The organism is Streptomyces sp. NPDC111628 (assembly GCF_055635195.1).
Window position 1 is genome coordinate 56817 of the sequence record NZ_JBVKBZ010000008.1, and the last position, 18742, is coordinate 75558.

General features: G+C 72.2%; 19 protein-coding genes, 1 pseudogene and 1 riboswitch. Of the genes and pseudogenes, 9 read left to right on the forward strand and 11 right to left on the reverse strand.

Translation table 11 applies throughout. The annotated features are described in order from the left end of the window. Nucleotides 1-100 precede the first annotated feature (100 nt). Both ACZ7MF_RS35925 and ACZ7MF_RS35930 read left to right on the forward strand, forming a co-directional pair. Complete coding sequence (locus tag ACZ7MF_RS35925) at nt 101-721, forward strand: uridine kinase family protein (protein ID WP_471482639.1); 621 nt, start codon at nt 101-103, stop codon at nt 719-721. Nucleotides 722-1149: 428 nt separating this feature from the next. Then, nucleotides 1150-3006 carry an AAA family ATPase gene (locus ACZ7MF_RS35930; protein ID WP_471482384.1) on the forward strand — a complete coding sequence of 619 codons (1857 nt, stop codon included), beginning with the start codon at nt 1150-1152 and terminating at the stop codon, nt 3004-3006. A 123-nt stretch (nt 3007-3129) separates the two neighbouring features. Here ACZ7MF_RS35930 and ACZ7MF_RS35935 read toward each other — a convergent pair whose 3' ends face one another. The 9 genes from ACZ7MF_RS35935 to ACZ7MF_RS35975 form a co-directional block, all read right to left on the reverse strand. Then, complete coding sequence (locus tag ACZ7MF_RS35935; protein WP_471482385.1) at nt 3130-4173, reverse strand: hemolysin family protein; 1044 nt, start codon at nt 4171-4173, stop codon at nt 3130-3132. After that, nucleotides 4170-5501: a hemolysin family protein gene (locus ACZ7MF_RS35940; RefSeq protein ID WP_471482386.1), complete on the reverse strand. Its 1332-nt coding sequence runs from the start codon at nt 5499-5501 to the stop codon at nt 4170-4172. The genes ACZ7MF_RS35935 and ACZ7MF_RS35940 overlap by 4 nt, the downstream gene beginning before the upstream one ends. 203 nt (nt 5502-5704) lie before the next feature. Beyond that, nucleotides 5705-6175: a PH domain-containing protein gene (locus ACZ7MF_RS35945; RefSeq protein WP_471482387.1), complete on the reverse strand. Its 471-nt coding sequence runs from the start codon at nt 6173-6175 to the stop codon at nt 5705-5707. A gap of 38 nt (nt 6176-6213) precedes the next feature. Beyond that, on the reverse strand, nt 6214-7071 hold the full coding sequence (gene hisG, locus ACZ7MF_RS35950; RefSeq protein ID WP_471482388.1) for an ATP phosphoribosyltransferase: 858 nt from the start codon (nt 7069-7071) through the stop codon (nt 6214-6216). Nucleotides 7072-7119: 48 nt separating this feature from the next. Further along, on the reverse strand, nt 7120-7392 hold the full coding sequence (locus ACZ7MF_RS35955) for a phosphoribosyl-ATP diphosphatase (protein WP_011027788.1): 273 nt from the start codon (nt 7390-7392) through the stop codon (nt 7120-7122). Nucleotides 7393-7426: 34 nt separating this feature from the next. After that, on the reverse strand, nt 7427-7912 hold the full coding sequence (gene ribH / locus ACZ7MF_RS35960) for a 6,7-dimethyl-8-ribityllumazine synthase (protein ID WP_003977385.1): 486 nt from the start codon (nt 7910-7912) through the stop codon (nt 7427-7429). A 27-nt stretch (nt 7913-7939) separates the two neighbouring features. Next, on the reverse strand, nt 7940-9229 hold the full coding sequence (locus ACZ7MF_RS35965; protein WP_471482389.1) for a bifunctional 3,4-dihydroxy-2-butanone-4-phosphate synthase/GTP cyclohydrolase II: 1290 nt from the start codon (nt 9227-9229) through the stop codon (nt 7940-7942). Further along, complete coding sequence (locus tag ACZ7MF_RS35970; RefSeq protein ID WP_356866685.1) at nt 9226-9870, reverse strand: nicotinamide mononucleotide transporter family protein; 645 nt, start codon at nt 9868-9870, stop codon at nt 9226-9228. Before ACZ7MF_RS35970 ends, ACZ7MF_RS35965 begins: the two co-directional genes overlap by 4 nt. Then, the gene (locus ACZ7MF_RS35975) at nt 9867-10469 is read right to left on the reverse strand and encodes a riboflavin synthase (RefSeq protein WP_471482390.1); all 603 of its coding nucleotides are present in this window, start codon (nt 10467-10469) and stop codon (nt 9867-9869) included. Before ACZ7MF_RS35975 ends, ACZ7MF_RS35970 begins: the two co-directional genes overlap by 4 nt. A 148-nt stretch (nt 10470-10617) precedes the next feature. After that, a riboswitch (FMN riboswitch) is annotated at nt 10618-10748 on the reverse strand. A 215-nt stretch (nt 10749-10963) separates the two neighbouring features. Here ACZ7MF_RS35975 and ACZ7MF_RS35980 point away from each other — a divergent pair. From ACZ7MF_RS35980 to ACZ7MF_RS36005, 6 genes and pseudogenes are all read left to right on the forward strand, one after another. After that, a complete protein-coding gene (locus ACZ7MF_RS35980) occupies nt 10964-13333 on the forward strand; it encodes a chitinase C-terminal domain-containing protein (protein WP_471482391.1) in 2370 nt (789 codons plus the stop codon). 172 nt (nt 13334-13505) lie between these two features. Continuing rightward, nucleotides 13506-13595, forward strand: a pseudogene (locus ACZ7MF_RS35985) (RNA polymerase subunit sigma-24); the annotation flags it as partial. 158 nt (nt 13596-13753) lie between these two features. Next, entirely contained in the window at nt 13754-14074 is a 321-nt protein-coding gene (locus tag ACZ7MF_RS35990; protein WP_471482392.1) for a sigma factor-like helix-turn-helix DNA-binding protein, read from the forward strand. Then, complete coding sequence (locus tag ACZ7MF_RS35995; protein WP_471482393.1) at nt 14071-14358, forward strand: hypothetical protein; 288 nt, start codon at nt 14071-14073, stop codon at nt 14356-14358. The genes ACZ7MF_RS35990 and ACZ7MF_RS35995 overlap by 4 nt, the downstream gene beginning before the upstream one ends. Nucleotides 14359-14461: 103 nt before the next feature. Beyond that, entirely contained in the window at nt 14462-15226 is a 765-nt protein-coding gene (locus tag ACZ7MF_RS36000; protein ID WP_471482394.1) for an SDR family oxidoreductase, read from the forward strand. Beyond that, nucleotides 15223-15672: a hypothetical protein gene (locus tag ACZ7MF_RS36005; protein ID WP_471482395.1), complete on the forward strand. Its 450-nt coding sequence runs from the start codon at nt 15223-15225 to the stop codon at nt 15670-15672. Before ACZ7MF_RS36000 ends, ACZ7MF_RS36005 begins: the two co-directional genes overlap by 4 nt. Before the next feature lie 93 nt (nt 15673-15765). On the opposite strand, the gene ACZ7MF_RS36010 is transcribed toward ACZ7MF_RS36005, so the two are convergent. Next, on the reverse strand, nt 15766-16965 hold the full coding sequence (locus tag ACZ7MF_RS36010) for an ROK family transcriptional regulator (RefSeq protein ID WP_471482396.1): 1200 nt from the start codon (nt 16963-16965) through the stop codon (nt 15766-15768). A 111-nt stretch (nt 16966-17076) separates the two neighbouring features. On the opposite strand from ACZ7MF_RS36010, the gene ACZ7MF_RS36015 reads away from it, so the two are divergent. Beyond that, nucleotides 17077-18288: an MFS transporter gene (locus ACZ7MF_RS36015; protein WP_471482397.1), complete on the forward strand. Its 1212-nt coding sequence runs from the start codon at nt 17077-17079 to the stop codon at nt 18286-18288. Here the strand turns inward: ACZ7MF_RS36015 and ACZ7MF_RS36020 are convergent. After that, complete coding sequence (locus ACZ7MF_RS36020; RefSeq protein ID WP_471482398.1) at nt 18248-18715, reverse strand: acyl-CoA thioesterase; 468 nt, start codon at nt 18713-18715, stop codon at nt 18248-18250. The two genes, ACZ7MF_RS36015 and ACZ7MF_RS36020, sit on opposite strands and share 41 nt — an antisense overlap. Nucleotides 18716-18742: the final 27 nt, after the last annotated feature.

The window sequence follows — 18742 nt, forward strand, 5'->3', positions numbered from 1 at the left end:
TGCCAGCACTTCCACGCACGCCACGCCACCAATATTGGTGTCGACCACTGGTTAGAGTGCGACTGAACATGTCCGTCCCCGCGCCACCCCAGGATCCGCCATCCTCGACCTCGCAGCCCGGCTCCGCCGGCTTCCCCCCTCCTGCGGACCGGTACGCCTGGTCGGTGTCGACGGACACGCCGGGTCCGGCAAGTCCACCTTCGCCGGGCGGCTGGCTGCCGGACTGGGTGGTGCGCCGGTGCTGCACCTCGACGACATCGCCAGTCACGACGAGCTGTTCGGCTGGACCGCGCGACTGCTCGCCCAGGTGATCGAGCCACTGGGGCGCGGTGAGACCGCGCACTACGCGCCGTACGACTGGCGGACCCGGCGGTTCGGGGCACCGCTCCCCCTGGAGCCCGCTCCGGTGATCCTGGTCGAGGGCGTCGGCGCCGGGCGCGCGGCGTTGCGGCCGCACCTGGCCGGACTCCTGTGGATGGACCTGCCCGCGGAGCGGGCGTGGGCGCGCGGACGGGCGCGCGACGGAGCGGAACAGCGGACGTTCTGGGACGGGTGGATCCCGGCCGAGCGCCGGCACTTCGCCGAGGACCCCTCGCGCCCCTTCGCGCACCTTCTGGTGCGACAGCGCGAACAGGGGTACGAGGTGCTGCCGGGGCCGGCGGGGAGCACCTCCGGAGCCCACTTCCTCACGCAGAGTGACGGACCTTCCGCAATGTGCTGAACTCGTGAAGATCGCGACCCGGCAACCCGCCGACGTGCCCCAACTTCGCTTGACCCAGGGGCCGTACAGGTCTTACGTTCTGAATGTGCGGCAGTTCGAAGCCGCCGACAGACGCGAAGCCCCCGGTTGTTCCCCCGTGATCGGGGGCTTCGTTCTGCCCCGAGCACGTCTTCCGGCTCCTCCGCGACGCCATACGCTCACCCTCGGTCACCGTCCGGTCGTGCGCCCCGCCCGCTCCCACCTCGCGGAACGACCCCTCCCGCACCCTTCGGAGGAATGACCGCCGCGGGTACGATGCCCTCGGTGCGACCTACGGGAGATTGCCGCACGCACCTGCAACTCCGGTCCGCGGTACAGCCGTTGACCGAGGCGGCCGACGAGCGACGGCTCGGTGGCATACCGACGGGGGCACGTAGGTGGGGGACGTGATGGACTTCGGCACGCAGGGCCCACAGGCCCCGGCCGAACTCGCCTGGCTGCGCGGCGTGGACGCCTACACCATGGGGGCCTACCCGCAGGCGGAGGAGGAGTTCCGGGCGGCGGTGCGGATCGATCCCACGATGGCCGACGGCTGGCTGGGACTGCACGCGCTGCGCGTCGACACCACGAACGCGCTCCTGCGAATGTTCCGCAACCGCGACCGCTTCGGCGAGCAGCGGGCCCGCCACCGCCGCACCCTCAACTCCTGGTACTGGCTGGGCTGGTGGGTGCAGCCGGTGCTGGAGAACCCGCGCGACCTGCTGCTGGCGCACGCCTCGCACTGGCTGGACGGCCGGCACGTCCCGGAGCTGGACCGCGCCCTGGCCGGGCTGCCGCCGGTGGACTCCGACGCGCAGGTCCGCTTCCTGCACGCGTGCCGCGCCTACCTCGTCAAGGACTGGGACCAGCTGGTCCGGCACACCGACCCACTGCTCGGCGACCCCTTACTCGGCATCGAGGCCGGGCTGTTCAGCGGCATGGCCCGGGTCCGCCTGGAGATGTACGGGCAGGCCGAGCCGCTCCTTTCGGCGGCCCTGATGCGGTGCCGCAGCGAGCAGCCGCAGCGCAAGGAGCTGCGCTACTGGCTGGCGAGGGCCCACGAGGGCACCGGGCGCAGCGCCGCCGCGCTCCCGCTGTACCGGGCGGTGCACCGCGTCGACCCCGCCTTCATGGACACCTCGGCCCGGCTGGCCGCGATCGCCGAGGGCGACGGCTACGACGACTCGGCCGACCTCACCGGATACGCGCAGGCGGGTGCGGGGGCGGACGGTCTGGACGGGCTCGACCCCCTGTTCGGCACCGAGGAGCGTGGCGTCAAGGTCTCCGCCCCGGAGCCCGCGCCGTCCGCCCCGCTGCCCCCGCTCGGCGGGCCGTCGGTGCGCGAGAAGGCGGGCGGGCCCGACCCGTCCCTGCCCAGCGGGCCCACCGATCCGGCACTGCTGGAGGAGGCGCTCGCCGAGCTGGAGCGGATGGTGGGCCTGGAACCGGTGAAGCGCCAGGTCAAGGCGCTGTCCGCGCAGCTGAACATGGCACGGCTGCGGGCCGGGCAGGGCCTGCCCGTGCAGCCGCCCAAACGTCACTTCGTCTTCTCCGGCCCCTCCGGCACCGGCAAGACCACCGTGGCCCGCATCCTGGGCCGGGTCTTCTACGCCCTCGGGCTGCTCGGCGGCGATCATCTGGTGGAGGCGCAGCGGGCGGATCTGGTCGGCGAGTACCTGGGCCAGACCGCCGTGAAGGCGAACGAGCTGATCGACTCCGCGCTCGGCGGTGTCCTCTTCGTCGACGAGGCGTACTCCCTGTCGAACTCCGGGTACGGCAAGGGCGACGCGTACGGCGACGAGGCGTTGCAGGTGCTGCTGAAGCGGGCCGAGGACAACCGGGACCACCTGGTGGTGATCCTGGCCGGCTATCCGGAGGGCATGGACCGGCTGCTGGGCGCCAATCCCGGGTTGTCCTCGCGTTTCACGACGCGGGTGGACTTTCCGTCGTACCGGCCGCTGGAGCTGACCTCGATCGGGGAGGTGCTCGCGGCGGAGAACGGGGACGTGTGGGACGAGGAGGCGCTGGACGAGTTGCGGTCGATCGCCGGGCACGTGGTGGATCAGGGGTGGATCGACGAGTTGGGGAACGGGCGGTTTCTGCGGACGCTGTACGAGAAGAGCTGTGCGTACCGGGATCTGCGGTTGTCCGTGTATGCGGGGGTGTTGACGCGGGATGATCTGGCGACGTTGCGGTTGCCGGATCTCATGCAGGCGTACGGGGAGGTGCTGTCGGGGCGGGGGCCGGGGGTTCCTCCGGCGGTGTGAAGCGTGCGGCGGGGGGGGGGGACGCTTGCCCGCGCTGACAGGGTGCCGCTGCGCCCACCCGTGCCGCCCCAGCGGCACGACTGCCCGCAGCGGCGGCGGGGGCGGGGGCACGAGCGCCCGCGGTTATGTGGCCAGGGTTACCTCTTTGTCCCTGTGGGCCGGGTCCCTCACTTCACCCACCAGGAGTTCCAGTACGTCCTCCAGGGCGACCAGGCCCAGGATCCTGCCCGAGGCGTCCGTCACCTGGGCCAGGTGGGTCGCTGCGCGGCGCATGACCGTGAGGGCGTCGTCCAGGGGGAGTTCGGGGCGGAGGGTGGTCATCGGGCGCCACAGGTGCTGGGGGACGGCGCGGTCGGACTCCTCCAGGTCGAGGACGTCCTTGACGTGCAGGTACCCCATGAAGGCGCCCTGGTCCGCCGCGATCGGGAAGCGCGAGTACCCGGTGCGGGCGGTGAGCGCCACGATCTCCCCCGGCGTGACCGAGGGGCTGACCGTCACCAGGGACTCGCGTGGCAGGAGTACGTCCGTCACCGGGCGGGAGCCCAGTTCCAGGGCGTCCTCCAGGCGTTCCTGCTCCTCCGGGTCGAGGAGCCCCGCCTGACCGGCGTCCTCCACCAGCCGGTTGAGCTGCTCGCTGGTGAAGACGGCCTCGACCTCGTCCTTGGGCTCGACGTGGAAGAGCCTCAGGATGCCCTGGGCGCAGGCGCCGAGCGCGACGGTGATCGGCCTGCACAGGCGGGCGAAGGCGACCAGGCCGGGGCTGAGCCACAGCGCGGCCTTCTCGGGGGCGGCCATCGCCAGGTTCTTCGGGACCATCTCGCCGATGACCAGGTGGCAGAAGACCACGGCGGCCAGCGCGATGACGTAGCCGAGCGGGTGGATCATGCCGTGCGGCAGGTGGATCCACTCGAAGACCGGCTCCAGGAGGTGGGCGACGGTCGGCTCGGCGACGGCGCCGAGGGTCAGTGAGCAGACGGTGATGCCGAACTGGGCGGCGGCCATCATCTGCGGCAGCCGTTCCAGGCCGTACAGCACCTGCCGGGCGCGGGTGGTGCCGAGCGGTTCGATCTGGCTGCGGCGCACGGAGACGAGGGCGAACTCGGCGCCGACGAAGAAGCCGTTGGCGAGCACGAGCAGTGCGGCGAAGAGGAGTTGCACGACGCTCATCGGGCGGCCTCCAGGGCGGAGACCGCGGCGGTGCGCACCAGGCGTATCCGCTCGGCGCGGTAGTGGCCGACCTGGCGGACGGAGAGCCGCCAGCCGGGCAGTTCCGCGCGGTCGCCGACGGCGGGGATGCGGCCGAGCAGGTCGGCGACGAGTCCGGCCACGGTCTCGTACGGCCCCTCGGGCGCCTCCAGGCCGACACGGCGCAGGGCGTCCACGCGACAGCTGCCGTCGACGTCCCAGGCGGGGCGGCCGTCCTCGGGCGGGGCGGGGGCCAGTTCGGGCGCGTCGAGTCCGTCGTGCTCGTCGCGGACCTCGCCGACGATCTCCTCGACGATGTCCTCCAGGGTGACGACCCCGGCCGTGCCGCCGTACTCGTCGACCACGACCGCGATGGGCTGCTCGCTGCGCAGCCGGGTCAGCAGCGGCCGTACGGGCAGGGTCTCGGGGACGAGCAGCGCGGGGCGGGCGATCCGGCCCGCGGGGGTGCGCAGCCGGTCGTGCACGGGGACAGCCAGGGCGTCCTTGAGGTGGACCATGCCGACGATCTCGTCGATCTTCTCCCGGTAGACGGGGAAGCGGGACAGGCCGGTGGCGCGGGTCAGGTTCACGACGTCCTCGGCGGTGGCCGAGGAGTGCAGGGCGCTCACCTTCACGCGGGGGGTCATGACGTGCTGGGCGGTCAGTTCGCCGAGGGAGAGGGTCCGTACGAAGAGGTCGGCGGTGTCCTGTTCCAGGGCGCCGGCCCGGGCGGAGTGCCGGGCCAGGGAGACCAGTTCGCCGGGGGTGCGGGCGGAGGCCAGTTCCTCGGCGGGTTCGATGCCCAGCGTGCGGACCAGGCGGTTGGCCACGGTGTTGAGCGCGGCGATCACCGGGTGGAAGAGCCGGGCGAAGGCGTGCTGGGGCCCGGCGACGAAGCGGGCGACCTGGAGCGGCTTGGACACCGCCCAGTTCTTGGGCACCAGTTCGCCGATCACCATCTGCACGGCGGAGGCCAGCAGCATGCCGACGACGACGGACACGCCGGACACGGCGCCGTCGGGGACGCCGACGGCCGTGAACGGGCCGTCGAGCAGCCGGGCCAGCGCCGGTTCGGCGAGCATGCCGACGACGAGCGAGGTGATGGTGATCCCGAGCTGGGTGCCGGAGAGCTGGAAGGACAGCTCCTTGAGGGACTCGACGACCCGGTGGGCGCGGCGGTCGCCGGCCGCGGCGGCCTGTTCGGCGTCGGGCCGTTCGACGGTCACCAGGCCGAACTCGGCCGCGACGAAGAAGCCGTTGGCGAGGATCAGCAGGAACGCGGCTGCCAGGAGCAGCAGGGGGGTGGTCATGAGGCCGCCGCCTGTGGGGTGTCACAGCAGGGGGCGGCGCAGGTACTGCAGGACGGTCCGTCCATCGCCGGAGGGAGTCACTCCTCGGGTAGCAGGAACCCCGCGCACCGGGCGGAGCGACGGGGGCGAGGACGCGACGTCCGCGTCCTCGTTCCCAGATTAATCACGAAAAGGGGGCCCGCGGCAGGGTCGGCGGCGCCGCGTCAGTCGCGCGGCGCCTCCGGGAGGGCACCGGAACGGGCCTCCACGAGGTCGCGCAGGGCACGTGCGTCGGCGAGGGCCTGCTGCTTGGCGATGCCGGGCTGGATGCCGAGCGCGGGCAGGCTGGTGCCGTCGCTGAGGTCGAGGAAGACCCAGGGGTCGCCCTGGCGGAGGTTGACCCGGAGGATCTCGGGCCAGGCGAGGCGCCGCCTGGCGGTCAGGTTGACGACCGTGACGCCCGTCTCGTCGGCGTCGACCCGGGGCCGGGCCAGCAGGATCAGCACGCCCGCCAGGAGGAGTGCCGTCAGCACGAAGCTGAGGCGCTCTCCCGGGCCGAGGCCGGCCAGCACCATCCCGAGCACCGTGACGGTCACGAAGGTGACGACCGCGAGGACGATCAGGACGGCACGGGTGCGTCCGGGACGGAAGGTGACGGGCAGGGCGGGCAGGTGGTCCGGCGTGGTGTCGGGCATGGTGTGGCTCCGGGTCGTGCTCCGAGGCGGGGCGGGGGTCAGAGCCGGCAGGCGTGGATGGCCGTGGTCAGGATGGCGCGGGCGCCGATCTCGTACAGGTCGTCCATGATCCGCTGGGCCTCCTTGGCGGGGACCATGGCGCGGACGGCGACCCAGCCCTCGTTGTGCAGCGGGGACACGGTCGGGGACTCCAGGCCGGGGGTGAGGGCGACGGCCTTCTCCAGCTGCTCCACCCGGCAGTCGTAGTCCATCATCACGTAGGTCCGGGCCACCAGGACGCCCTGGAGGCGGCGCAGGAACTGCTGGACCTTGGGCTCGGTGGTCTCGTCGGGCTCCGCGTCCGAGCGGCGGATCACGATGGCCTCGGACTTCATGATGGGCTCGCCGAACACCTCCAGGCCCGCGTTGCGCAGGGAGGTGCCGGTCTCCACGACGTCCGCGATGACCTCGGCGACGCCGAGCTCGATGGCGGTCTCGACGGCGCCGTCCAGGTGGACGACGGAGGCGTCGACGCCCCGGTCGGCCAGGTGGGCGGCGACGATGCCCTCGTAGGAGGTGGCGACGGTGCGGCCCTTGAGGTCGTCGATGCCGGTGGCGGTGCCGGGCTTGCCGGCGAAGCGGAAGGTGGAGCGGGCGAAGCCGAGCGGGAGGATCTCCTCGGCGTGGGCGCCGGAGTCGATGAGCAGGTCGCGGCCGGTGATGCCGATGTCGAGCTTGCCGGAGGAGACGTAGATCGCGATGTCGCGGGGGCGGAGGTAGAAGAACTCGACCTCGTTGACCGGGTCGACGATCCGCAGCTCCTTGGACTCGCGGCGCTGCTGGTAGCCGGCCTCATGCAGCATCTCCCCCGCGGGGCCTGACAGGGAACCCTTGTTGGGGACGGCGATGCGCAGCATGAGGTCGGCTTCCTTTGTGTGAAGGGGCGGAGAGAAGGGGGTCCGGCTTTACAGGTGGGCGTAGACGTCGTCCAGGGAGATGCCGCGGGCGACCATCATCACCTGGACGTGGTACAGCAGCTGGGAGATCTCCTCGGCCGCGGCGTCCTTGCCCTCGTACTCGGCGGCCATCCAGACCTCGGCGGCCTCCTCGACGACCTTCTTGCCGATGGCATGGACCCCCTTGTCCACCAGCTCGGCGGTGCGGGAGGTGGCGGGGTCGCCGTTGGCGGCCTTGTGCTGGAGCTCGGTGAAGAGCTCCTCGAAAGTCTTCTTGGACATGGTGCCGCCCACTTTACGCGTAGTGCCGAGCGGCCTAGCGCCACGGTTCGGATACTGAGCGGAGCGTGGCCGCCGTGGCGACGGCCGCCGTCACCGCCTCGTGTCCCTTGTCCTCGCTGGAGCCCTCGATGCCGGCCCGGTCCAGGGCCTGCTCCTCGGTGTCGCAGGTGAGGACGCCGAAGCCGACGGGGACGCCGGTCTCGACGGAGACCTGGACCAGGCCCTGGGTGACGCCCTGGCAGACGTAGTCGAAGTGGGGGGTGCCGCCGCGGATGACGACGCCGAGGGCGACGATCGCGTCGTAGCCGCGGCCCGCGAGGACCTTGGCGACCACCGGCAGTTCGAAGCTGCCGGGGACCCTGAGCAGGGTCGGCTCGTCGATTCCGAGCTCGTGCAGGGCGCGCAGGGCGCCGTCCACCAGTCCGTCCATCACCTTGTCGTGCCACTGCGACGCGATCACGGCGACCCTGAGGTCCCCGACGTTGCGTACGGACAGTTCCGGTGCGCCCTTGCCGCTCACGTGTACGTGTCTCCTCGTATCGCTTGCTTACTGGTTGCCGCAGGTGGACACGGGGGTCGTGTCCAGCCAGGGCAGGTCGTGTCCCATCCGGTCCCGCTTGGTGCGCAGGTAGCGGAGGTTGTGCTCGCCGGCCTGGACGGGCATGGGCTCGCGGCCGGTGACCGTGATGCCGTGCCGTTCGAGGGCGTCGCTCTTGTCCGGGTTGTTGGTCATGAGGCGCACGGCGCGCACGCCCAGGTCCTGGAGGATCTGGGCGCCGGCTCCGTAGTCGCGGGCGTCGGCGGGCAGGCCGAGTTCCAGGTTGGCGTCGAGGGTGTCGAGGCCGCGCTCCTGGAGTTCGTAGGCGCGCAGCTTGGACATCAGGCCGATGCCGCGCCCCTCGTGGCCGCGCAGGTAGACGACGACTCCCCGGCCCTCGGCCTGGATGCGGTCCAGGGAGGCGTCCAGTTGGGGGCCGCAGTCGCAGCGCTGGGAGCCGAAGACGTCGCCGGTGAGGCACTCGGAGTGGACGCGGACCAGGACGTCCCGGCCGTCGCCGATCTCGCCGTGCACGAGGGCGATGTGCTCGACGCCGTCGACCGTGGAGCGGTAGCCGTACGCCGTGAACTCGCCGTGCCTGGTGGGCAGCCGGACTTCGGCCTCGCGGCGGACGGTGGGCTCCGCGCTGCGCCGGTAGGCGACGAGGTCCTCGATGGAGATGATCGTCAGCCCGTGCTTGCGGGCGAAGGGGATCAGCTCGGGCAGCCGCAGCATGCGCCCGTCCTCGCCGGCGATCTCCACGATGGCGCCGGCCGGGCGCAGTCCCGCGAGGCGGGCCAGGTCGACGGCGGCCTCGGTGTGGCCGTTGCGGACGAGCACGCCGCCGGGGCGGGCGCGCAGCGGGAAGACGTGCCCGGGGCGGACCAGGTCGGTGGGCTCGGCGGCGCCGCTCGCGAGGAGTTGGAGGGTGGCGGCGCGGTCGGCGGCGGAGATGCCGGTGCTGACGCCGTGCGCGGCGGTGGCGTCCACGGAGACGGTGAAGGCCGTCTTCATCGACTCGGTGTTGTCCTCGACCATCTGCGGGAGCCGGAGCCGGTCCAGTTCCTCGCCCTCCATGGGGGCGCAGATCAGGCCGCGGCACTCGGTCATCATGAAGGCGACGATCTCCTCGGTCGCCTTCTCGGCGGCGATGACGAGGTCGCCCTCGTTCTCGCGGTTCTCGTCGTCGACGACCACGACGGGGCGGCCCGCCGCGATGTCGGCGACGGCCTGTTCGACGGGGTCGAGGACGAGGTCCTCGGGGCCGTCGGGGCTGTAGAGGATGGGTGCCGTGCTCATGCGGGCGCTCCTTCCGGGAGGGGGCGGGCCGCGTTGCGCGAGCGCAGCCACCAGTCGCGCAGGCCCCACAGGACGAGCGCGCCGTAGAGGACGTAGACGAAGCCGGAGAAGGCGAAGCCGTTGGCGAAGTTCAGCGGGACGCCGACGAGGTCGACGAGCAGCCAGGCGAACCAGAACTCGACCATGCCGCGGGCCTGGGCGTACATGGCGACGACGGTGCCGACGAAGATGTACGCGTCCGGCCAGGGGTCCCAGGACAGGGTGGGGAAGGCGGTGAAGAGGCCGCCGACCGCGAGGGTGCCGACGGCGGCCGCGGCGGCCAGCGCGCCGCGTTCGCGCCAGGTGGCGAACCGTACGGCGACGGAGCCGTCCTGGGTCTGCCGACGGCCGCGGTTCCACTGCCAGAAGCCCCAGGCGGCGACGACCATGACGACGATCTGCTTGCCTGCGCTGCCGGACAGGTGGGCGGTGGCGAAGGCCGCGAAGAGGACGAGCCCGGAGGCGAACTGCACGGGCCAGGTCCAGATCGAGCGCCGCCAGCCGAGGGCGAGGCCGAGCAGACCGATCACGTTGCCGATCATGTCCGACCACTTGATGTGCTGGTCGAAGAGCGTGAACGCCTCGGAGTTGAGCCAGTTCACTTGGTACTCCCCTGGGCTCCGAGCAGCCGCTCGACGTACTTCGCGATGACGTCGACCTCGAGGTTGACCGGGTCGCCGGGCTGCTTGATGCCGAGCGTGGTCAGGGCGAGGGTGGTGGGGATGAGGCTGATGGTGAAGAAGTCGGGTCCCGCGTCGACGACGGTGAGGCTGATGCCGTCGACGGTGATGGAGCCCTTCTCCACGACGTAGCGGGCGAGGCCGGCGGGGAGCGAGATCTTGACGAGCTCCCAGTGCTCGGAGGGCTTGCGCTCCAGGATCTCGCCGGTGCCGTCGACGTGGCCCTGCACGATGTGCCCGCCCAGCCGGGCGCCGACGGCGGTGGGGCGCTCCAGGTTGACGCGGGAGCCGACGGCGAGGGCGCCGAGGCTGGAGCGGTTCAGGGTCTCGGCCATCACGTCGGCGGTGAACGCGTCGCCCTCGTGGTCGACGACCGTGAGGCAGACGCCGTTGACGGCGATCGAGTCGCCGTGCCGGGCGCCCTCGGTGACCGCGGGGCCGCGCACGCGGAAGCGACAGGCGTCGTCGAGGGTCTCGACTGCGGTGATCTCGCCCAGCTCTTCGACGATTCCGGTGAACACTTCCCGGGTCCTCCTGCCTCTTCGGGCACGGACTCCGGGGCTGTCGGAACGACAGAGTCACGAACGAGGACACCGGGAGCGACGCCGGACAGGGCGCACCCTTGAGGGGCACGCCCAGAAATCGGCGGCGCGCACGAGTGCTCGCCCGCCGCGCACTGCCTCCCATCCGGACTTTAACCGTCGGTCCAGGAATTTCACCTGGTCAACCGGTCGCTGGAGGCGACCGGGTCGCGGACTGTAACCGCCGGTTCGGACTTTCACCGACCCCGGAGTGCGCTGCTTCTGGTACACGGCCAGTGTGCCACGACTGATCCCCGTCCATGCGAACGGAGGGTGTGGAGTGGCTCACAGAACGCTCTTCCGGCGGCCGGAGCCCCGTCGCTTCCGCTCCAACTGGGCGGCCGTCCAGCTGCCTTGAGATTGGTCCATACCTATTGACTCACTGGTCTAGTCCTCTCTAGGGTCTGCGCAACTTCCGTGGAGAGGAACCGACTGTGCCTTCCCCGTCACGCTCCAGATCCCGCCGCAGAGCGGGGCCGGCCCTGTTCGCGGCGGTCGCCGCCGTCGCCGGCCTGCTGCTCGCCGGTCTCCCGGCGACCGCGTCACAAGCCGCCGACCAGGAGTCCTGTCGACCCGACGGGCTCTACGAGACCCCCGGCGTCGACGTCCCCTACTGCTCGGTCTACGACGCCGACGGCAGGGAGAAGATGGGCGCCGACCACCCGCGCCGGGTGATCGGGTACTTCACGAGCTGGCGCACGGGCAAGGACGGCAGGCCGGCCTACCTCGCCTCGGACATCCCGTGGGACAAGATCACCCACATCAACTACGCCTTCGCGCACGTCGACGGCGGCAACCGGCTCTCCGTGGGCTCCGACGGCGAGAAGAACGCGGCGACCGGCATGACCTGGCCCGGGGTCGAGGGCGCCGAGATGGACCCCGACCTCCCCTACAAGGGCCACTTCAACCTGCTCAACAAGTTCAAGAAGCAGCACCCGGACGTCAAGACGATGATCTCGGTGGGCGGCTGGGCCGAGACGGGCGGCTACTTCGCGGACGACGGCTCGCGCGTGGACTCGGGCGGCTTCTACTCGATGGCCACCAACGCCGACGGCTCGGTCAACCAGGCCGGTATCGACACCTTCGCGGACTCGGCGGTCGACTTCGTCCGGAAGTACGGCTTCAACGGCGTCGACATCGACTACGAGTACCCGACGACGATGAAGGACGCGGGCAACCCGCTCGACTGGTCCTTCGCCAACGGCCGCCGGGCCGGGCTGGTCAAGGGCTACGCGGTCCTGATGAAGACGCTGCGCGAGAAGCTGGACCGCGCGGGCGCCGCGGACGGCAGGCACTATCTCCTCTCCGTCGCCGCGCCGTCCTCCGGATACCTGCTGCGCGGCATGGAGACCTTCCAGGTCCAGAAGTACCTGGACTACGTCAACATCATGTCCTACGACCTGCACGGCGCCTGGAACGAGTACGTCGGCCCGAACGCCTCGCTCTTCGACGACGGCAAGGACGCCGAACTGGCCGCCGCGGGCGTCTACGGCAGCGCCCAGTACGGCGGCGTCGGCTACCTCAACACCGACTGGGCCTACCACTACTTCCGCGGCTCGATGCCGGCCGGCCGCATCAACATCGGCCTGCCGTACTACACGCGCGGCCACAAGAACGTCCAGGGCGGCACCGACGGCCTGTGGGGCAAGGCCTCCGCGTCCACCTGCCCGGCGGGCTCCGGCCTGACCAAGTGCGGTGACGGCGCCGTCGGTATCGACAACCTCTGGCACGACCTCGACACCAACGGCAAGGAGTCCCCGGCGGGCTCCAACCCGATGTGGCACGCCAAGAACCTGGAGAAGGGCATCGTCGGCGACTACGTCACCGACTACGGCTTCCCGGCGGACACGAAGCTGACCGGCACCTACGCCCGCAAGTACGACGCGACGCTGGTCGCCCCCTGGCTGTGGAACGCCGAGAAGAAGGTCTTCCTGTCCACCGAGGACGAGCAGTCGGTCGGTGCCAAGGCCGACTACGTGGTGGACCGCGGCATCGGCGGCGCGATGATCTGGGAGCTGGCCGGCGACTACGGCTGGAACGCCGCCAAGGGCCAGTACGAGATGGGCGACACGCTCACCTCGCTGATGTACGACACCTTCAAGTCGGCCGCGCCGTACGGCGCGAGGAAGTCCAACGCGGACCTGCCGACAGAGGCCGTGAACGTGGACGTGGAGTTCACCGACTTCAAGCTCGGCGACTCCAACTACCCGATCACGCCCAAGCTGCGGATCACCAACCACACGAACACCGCGCTGCCGGGCGGCACCGAGTTCCAGTTCGACTACGGGACCTCGGCCCCGGGGAACGCCTCCGACCAGTCCGGTTTCGGCACCAAGGTCATTCACAGCGACCACACGGGCGGCAACGCGGGCGGTCTGAAGGGTGACTTCCACCGGGTGTCGCTGAAGCTGCCGGCGTGGCAGTCGCTGGCGCCGGGCGCGACCGTCGACCTGGCGTTCAACTACTACCTGCCCGTGTCGACCCCGTCGAACTGGACGGTGACGATCGGCGGCAAGGCGTACGCCCTGGCCGGTGACCTCGCGCGGGGCACGACCGTGGTGGACCCCGGGACGCAGACGCCCACGCCGACCCCCACGGGCACCGGGTCCCCGGGACCGAGCCCCAGCCCGACGGACGGCGCCGGGCAGTGCACCGCCCCGGCCTGGAACACGGCCTCGTCGTACGGCGGCGGCACCACGGTGTCCCACCAGGGGCACACGTGGAAGTCCAAGTGGTGGACGAAGGGCGAGGAGCCCGGAACCACCGGTGAATGGGGTGTCTGGCAGGACCTCGGCACCTGCTGACCCCTCCCGGACGGGCCCGGCGGCGGTGACGAAGGCCCTTGCCCGCCGCCGGGTCCCCCCAAGGCACCCTGCCGGGCTCTGGCAGGGTGCCGTCATGACCACCGCGACCACCCCGAGCGCCGCCGACGAGTTCGAACGTCACCGCCCCCGGCTGTTCGGCATCGCCTACCGCATGCTGGGCTCCGCCCACGAGGCCGAGGACGCGGTCCAGGACGCCTGGCCGCGCTTCGCCGCGGCGGACCGGGCGGGGATCGAGCAGCCGGGGGCCTGGCTGGCCAAGGTCGTCACGAACCTCTGTCTGACCCGGCTCACCTCCGCCCGCGCCCGGCGCGAGAGCTACGTCGGCACCTGGCTGCCGGAGCCCGTGGTCACCGCGGACGGCACGCTGGGTCCTCCCCCACTGCCTGAAGGGCGTGGGCGGTGCCCCCAGAGTCGGCCGAGCAGCGCGACGCCGTGTCCACGGCGCTGCTCCTGCTCCTGGAACGCCTCACACCGACCGAGAGGGCGGTGTACGTGCTGCGGGAGGCCTTCGCTTACGGGTACCGCGAGATCGCCGGGGTGCTGGACCTGGGCGAGGCCAACTGCCGTCAGCTGCACCGGCGGGCGGTACGGCGGGTGGGCGAGCCGGGGTCCCGGTTCGAGCCCGCGCCCGGGCGCGGGAGCGGCTGGTCGCGTCCTTCCTCACCGCGGCGCGCGAGGGCGACCTGGCGGGACTGGAGAAGCTGCTCGCCGAGGACGTGACCTGGTGGAGCGACGGCGGCGGCAAGGTGTCCGCGGCCCGTCGTCCCGTCGAGGGCCGGGACAAGGTCCTGCGCTTCGTGGTGGGCGCGATGCAGCGCTTCGCGACGGGCTGGGAACTCACCCTCGCCGAGGTCAACGGCGCGCCCGCCCTCGTCGCCCACTCGGGTGCGGACCTGGTCGGCGTGCTGTCCTTCGCGCTGCGCGACGGTGCGATCAGCGAGCTGCACGCCGTGATGAATCCGGACAAACTGGGGTTCGCAGGCTGTCAGCTGGCCCGGCCGTGAGAATTCCGCCCCGGCGATGTCACATTTCGCGGGTGCCGCGCGGTCCCAGCTGACGACAGGGCGCTCCACCCGGGAGCCCCACGTCCGACAGGGGCTGAACAGCATGACCACGATCCTGGTGACCGGCGGCACCGGAACGCTCGGCCGGCTCGTCACCGAACGGCTGCGCGCCGACGGGCACGAGGTGCGGGTGCTCAGCCGGCACAGCGAGCCCTACGCCGTCGACCTGCGCCAGGGCGGCAGCGGCCTGGACACGGCGCTCGCCGGGGTCGACACGGTCGTGCACTGTGCGACCACGCAGCGCGGCGGGGACGAGCGGTCGGCCGCGAACCTGATCGCGGCGGCGCGTCGGGCCGGGGTGGCCCACCTGGTCTACATCTCGATCGTCGGTGTCGACCGGGTGCCGCTCGGCTACTACCAAACCAAGTTCGCGGTCGAGAAGCTGGTGGAGGAGTCGGGGATCGGGTGGACGGTGCTGCGGGCGACCCAGTTCCACGACCTGGTGGTGCAGATGCTCCAGGCCCTGGCCAAGCTGCCGGTCGTGGTGCTGCCCGCCCATGCCTCCGACCAGCCGGTGGAGGTGGCGGAGGTCGCGGACCGGCTCGCCGAACTGGCCCAGGGGGCGCCCGCCGGGCGGGTGCCGGACGTGGGCGGTCCCGAGGTGCGCACCTTCGCGTCGCTGGCCCGCGCCTATCTGGGCGCGACGGGACGCCGGCGGGCCGTGGTGAACGTGCCGCTCGCGGGGAAGACTTACCGCGCGTTCCGCACGGGCGGACACCTCGCGCCCGAACACGCGGTCGGCACGGGCACGTTCGAGGAGTACCTGGCGGTGCGGTTCGGCGGCGGGGAGGACGGGCGGCGCGGATGAACGGACGGGTGTGGCTGCGGGCGGGGCTGGGGCTGCTCGCGGGCGGCCAGGTGGTGCTGGGACTGTGGATCCTGCTGCTGCCCGAGCTGTTCTGGAAGTGGCCCTGGGTGTCGCACCTGCCGCCCTACAACGAGCATCTGCTCCGCGACTTCGGCGGTGCGAGCCTCGCGCTCGCCGTGGTGCTGTGCGCGGCGGTGGCGACGATGGAGCGCCGCCTGGTGCTCACGTCCCTGGTGGCCTACCTGGTCTCCTCCGTCGCCCACCTCCTGTTCCATGCCCGGCATCTGGAGCCCCTGTCCGCGGGGAGCGCCGCGGGATTCATGGCCCTGCTGGCAGCGGCGGTCCTGCTCCCGGCGGTACTGGTGTGGCTGGCGGCGGACGGCACGGCGTTCCGGGCACCGGACCCCGCAGAACGACGGCCCGCCCGACGCCGATCCGCTCCCTGAGCCGACCCGCGACAGGACCGCGCGGGCGATGCGTCCCACGCGTCTCCCGGTCACCCCCGGGGACGGGCAGCTACCCCGGCGAGGCGCCGCGGGCTACCGCTCCGGCGGTGCGAAGAGCTCGTCCTGCGCGCGGTCGCGGGCGGTGAGCAGGGCGCCGCGCAGCACCGCGCCGCCGCCCAGGGTGCTGGGCCGTACCTCCGTGGCCAGCGGTGACATGCGGGTGAGCCGGTGCTGGACGCGGTCGGCGAGCGCGTCGGCCCCGGCCCGGCCGATCTCACCGGCGAGGACCAGGCAGCCGGGGTCGAGGACGGAGACGACGGCGGCGGCGCCGAGCACGACACGGTCGGCGAGCGCCTCGAGGAACCGCTCGGCGGCCGGGTCGCTCCCGGACGCCGACCGGCGTACCGCCTCCCGGACCAGCGCGGCGGCGTGCGGCTCGGGCCCGGCGGGCCGGGCCGTCACACCGTGCTCCGCCGCGAGGGCGGTCACCGCCGCCGAGCCCGCCACGGAGTGGAAGCCGCCGTCGCAGTCGGTGGCGGAGGGCAGGCCCGCGGTGCCCGGCACCGGCATGAAGCCGATCTCGCCCGCGCCGCCGGACACTCCCCGGCGCAGGGTGCCGTCCAGGACGACGGCCGCGCCGATGCCGAGGCCGAGCCAGAGGAGGACGAAGGTGTCCCGGTCGCGGGCGGCGCCGTCGCGCTGTTCGGCCAGGGCGGCGAGGTTGGTCTCGTTCTCGACGCCGACCCGGGCCTCGGGGAACTTCTCCTGGAGGGCCGCGATCAGACTGCGGTGCCACTCGGGCAGTCCGCTGGAGTCCCGGAGTTCCCCGCCGACCGGGTCGATCAGTCCGGGGGCGCCGATGCCGACGGTGTGCAGCCGGTCGGCGCCGGCCTCCTTGACCGCGCGCTCGACCAGGCTCACCGCCTGCTCCACCGCGGGACCGGTGCCGGAGTGGTCGTCGATGGGCACGGAGGCCTCGGCGAGGACCCGGCCGAGCAGGTCGGAGACGAGCACGGCGACGCCTTCGGTGCGCACGTCGAGGGCGGCGAGGTGGGCGCGTTCGGCGACGATGCCGTACAGCTTCGCGTTGGGTCCGCGGCGCTGCTCGCCGGACTCCCCCGCCACCTCGATCAGTCCGGAGGCGGTGAGGCGTTCGACGAGGTCGGCGACGCTGGGCCGGGACAGGCCGGTCAGCTGCTTCAGCTGCCCGGCCGTCAACGGGCCCTCCTGCTGGAGCAGCTGAAGGGCGAGCCGGTCGTTGATGGCCCGGGCGGTGCTCGGGGATGCGGGCATGCCGGGATCCTTCCAGATCGGCGGCGCGGGGGCCGCACCGGTAATCCACTATCTATCAGGCAGGCTCCCTGATAGTTTACGCCGCGACCTGCAGACACGGAGGGGTGGACCATGAACACAGGGACCTACGGGCATCGCGAGGTGAGACACGCCCGGTACGCCGTGGCGGCCGTGTTCGCCGTGCACGGCTCCGTCACCGGCTCCTTCGCGACCCGCGTGCCCTGGATCCAGGACCACGCCGGCGTGAGCGCGGGCCAGTTGGGGCTGGCGCTCGCCTTCCCGGCGCTCGGCGCCTCCCTCGCCATGCCGCTGGCCGGCCGCGTCACCCACCGCTTCGGCGCCCGCGCCGCCCTGCGCGGCCTGCTGGCCCTGTGGACGCTGGCGCTGATCCTGCCCTCCCTCGCCCCGAACCTGCTCACCCTGTGTCTCGCGCTGTTCGTCTACGGCGCCGCGGCGGGCATGTCGGACGTGGCGATGAACGCCCTGGGCGTCGAGACCGAGAACCGTCTGGACAAGTCGATCATGTCCGGGCTGCACGGCATGTGGAGCGCGGGCGCGCTGATCGGTTCGGCGGCCGGGACGCTCGCCGCCCACCTGGGCACGGACGCCAGGACGCACCACCTCCTGGCCGCCGCGGTGCTGACCGTGGCGGGCCTGGTCGCCTGTACGTGGGTGCTGGACCTGCAGCCCGCCGAGGACGAGGACCCGCCGCCGCGCTTCGCGCTGCCGCCCAAATCGGCGCTGCTGATCGGCGCGGTCGGGTTCTGCGCGGTGTTCGCGGAGGGCGCGAGCCTGGACTGGTCCGCGGTCTATCTGCGGGACGAGCTGGAGACCTCGGCCGGTCTGGCGGCGGCCTGCACGACGGGCTTCACGCTGACGATGGCGCTGGCCCGGCTCGCCGGCGACAAGGTGGTGGACCGGTTCGGCGCGGTGCGCACGGTACGGGTGAGCGGTGTGCTGGCCACCCTCGGCGGCCTGCTCGTCGTGATCGGCGGTCACCCGGCGGTGGCGATGACCGGCTTCGCGCTGATGGGCCTCGGCATCGCCGTGGTCGTCCCGCTGTGCTTCGCCGCGGCCGGCCGGGCCGGCTCCAACCCCAGCCTGGCCATCGCGGGCGTCGCGACCATCACGTACACCTCGGGCCTGGTCGCGCCGAGCGCGATCGGCGGTCTGGCCCAGGCGACCAGCCTGGTGGTCTCGTTCGGTCTGGTGACCCTGCTGGCCTGCTGCCTGGTGGTGTTCGCGCGGGTGCTGCGGGCCGGGGACCGGAACCGTCCGAAGATCAGTCCGCCGGTCGCAGAAGTGTCCGACCGGCGGTCCTGAACGCCTCGCTCCACGGCGCCGGGCGCAGCGTACGCGCGTCCAGCCGGACCAGCACGCGGGTGCCGCGGGCGTAGGTGGTGGCGCCGTCCGCCGAGCAGAACCGGAAGCCGTAGGTCAGTCCGGTGCTGCCGAGCCGGTCCAGCCACAGGTGGACGGCGTACGCGCCGGGGCGGGTGACCGGCGCCTCGTAGCCGATCGTCAGTTCCCTGACCGCGTTGCAGGCGTCGCCGGCCGCCTCCCAGTCGCCCTCGAACCGGACGCCGTGCCCGGCCCACAGCTCCGTCCAGGCCCGCTCGACCATCACCGGGTAGCGGGCGTTGTGCAGCAGTCCGAGGGCGTCCAGGTCGTCGAAGTGGACGGTCACCGGGACGAGCCGGCCGTGGGGGACGGCGGGCGGGACGGGGGCGGCGGGCGCTTCGGCGGTCACGGCGGGCTCCTGGGTGGTGCGGGGTGG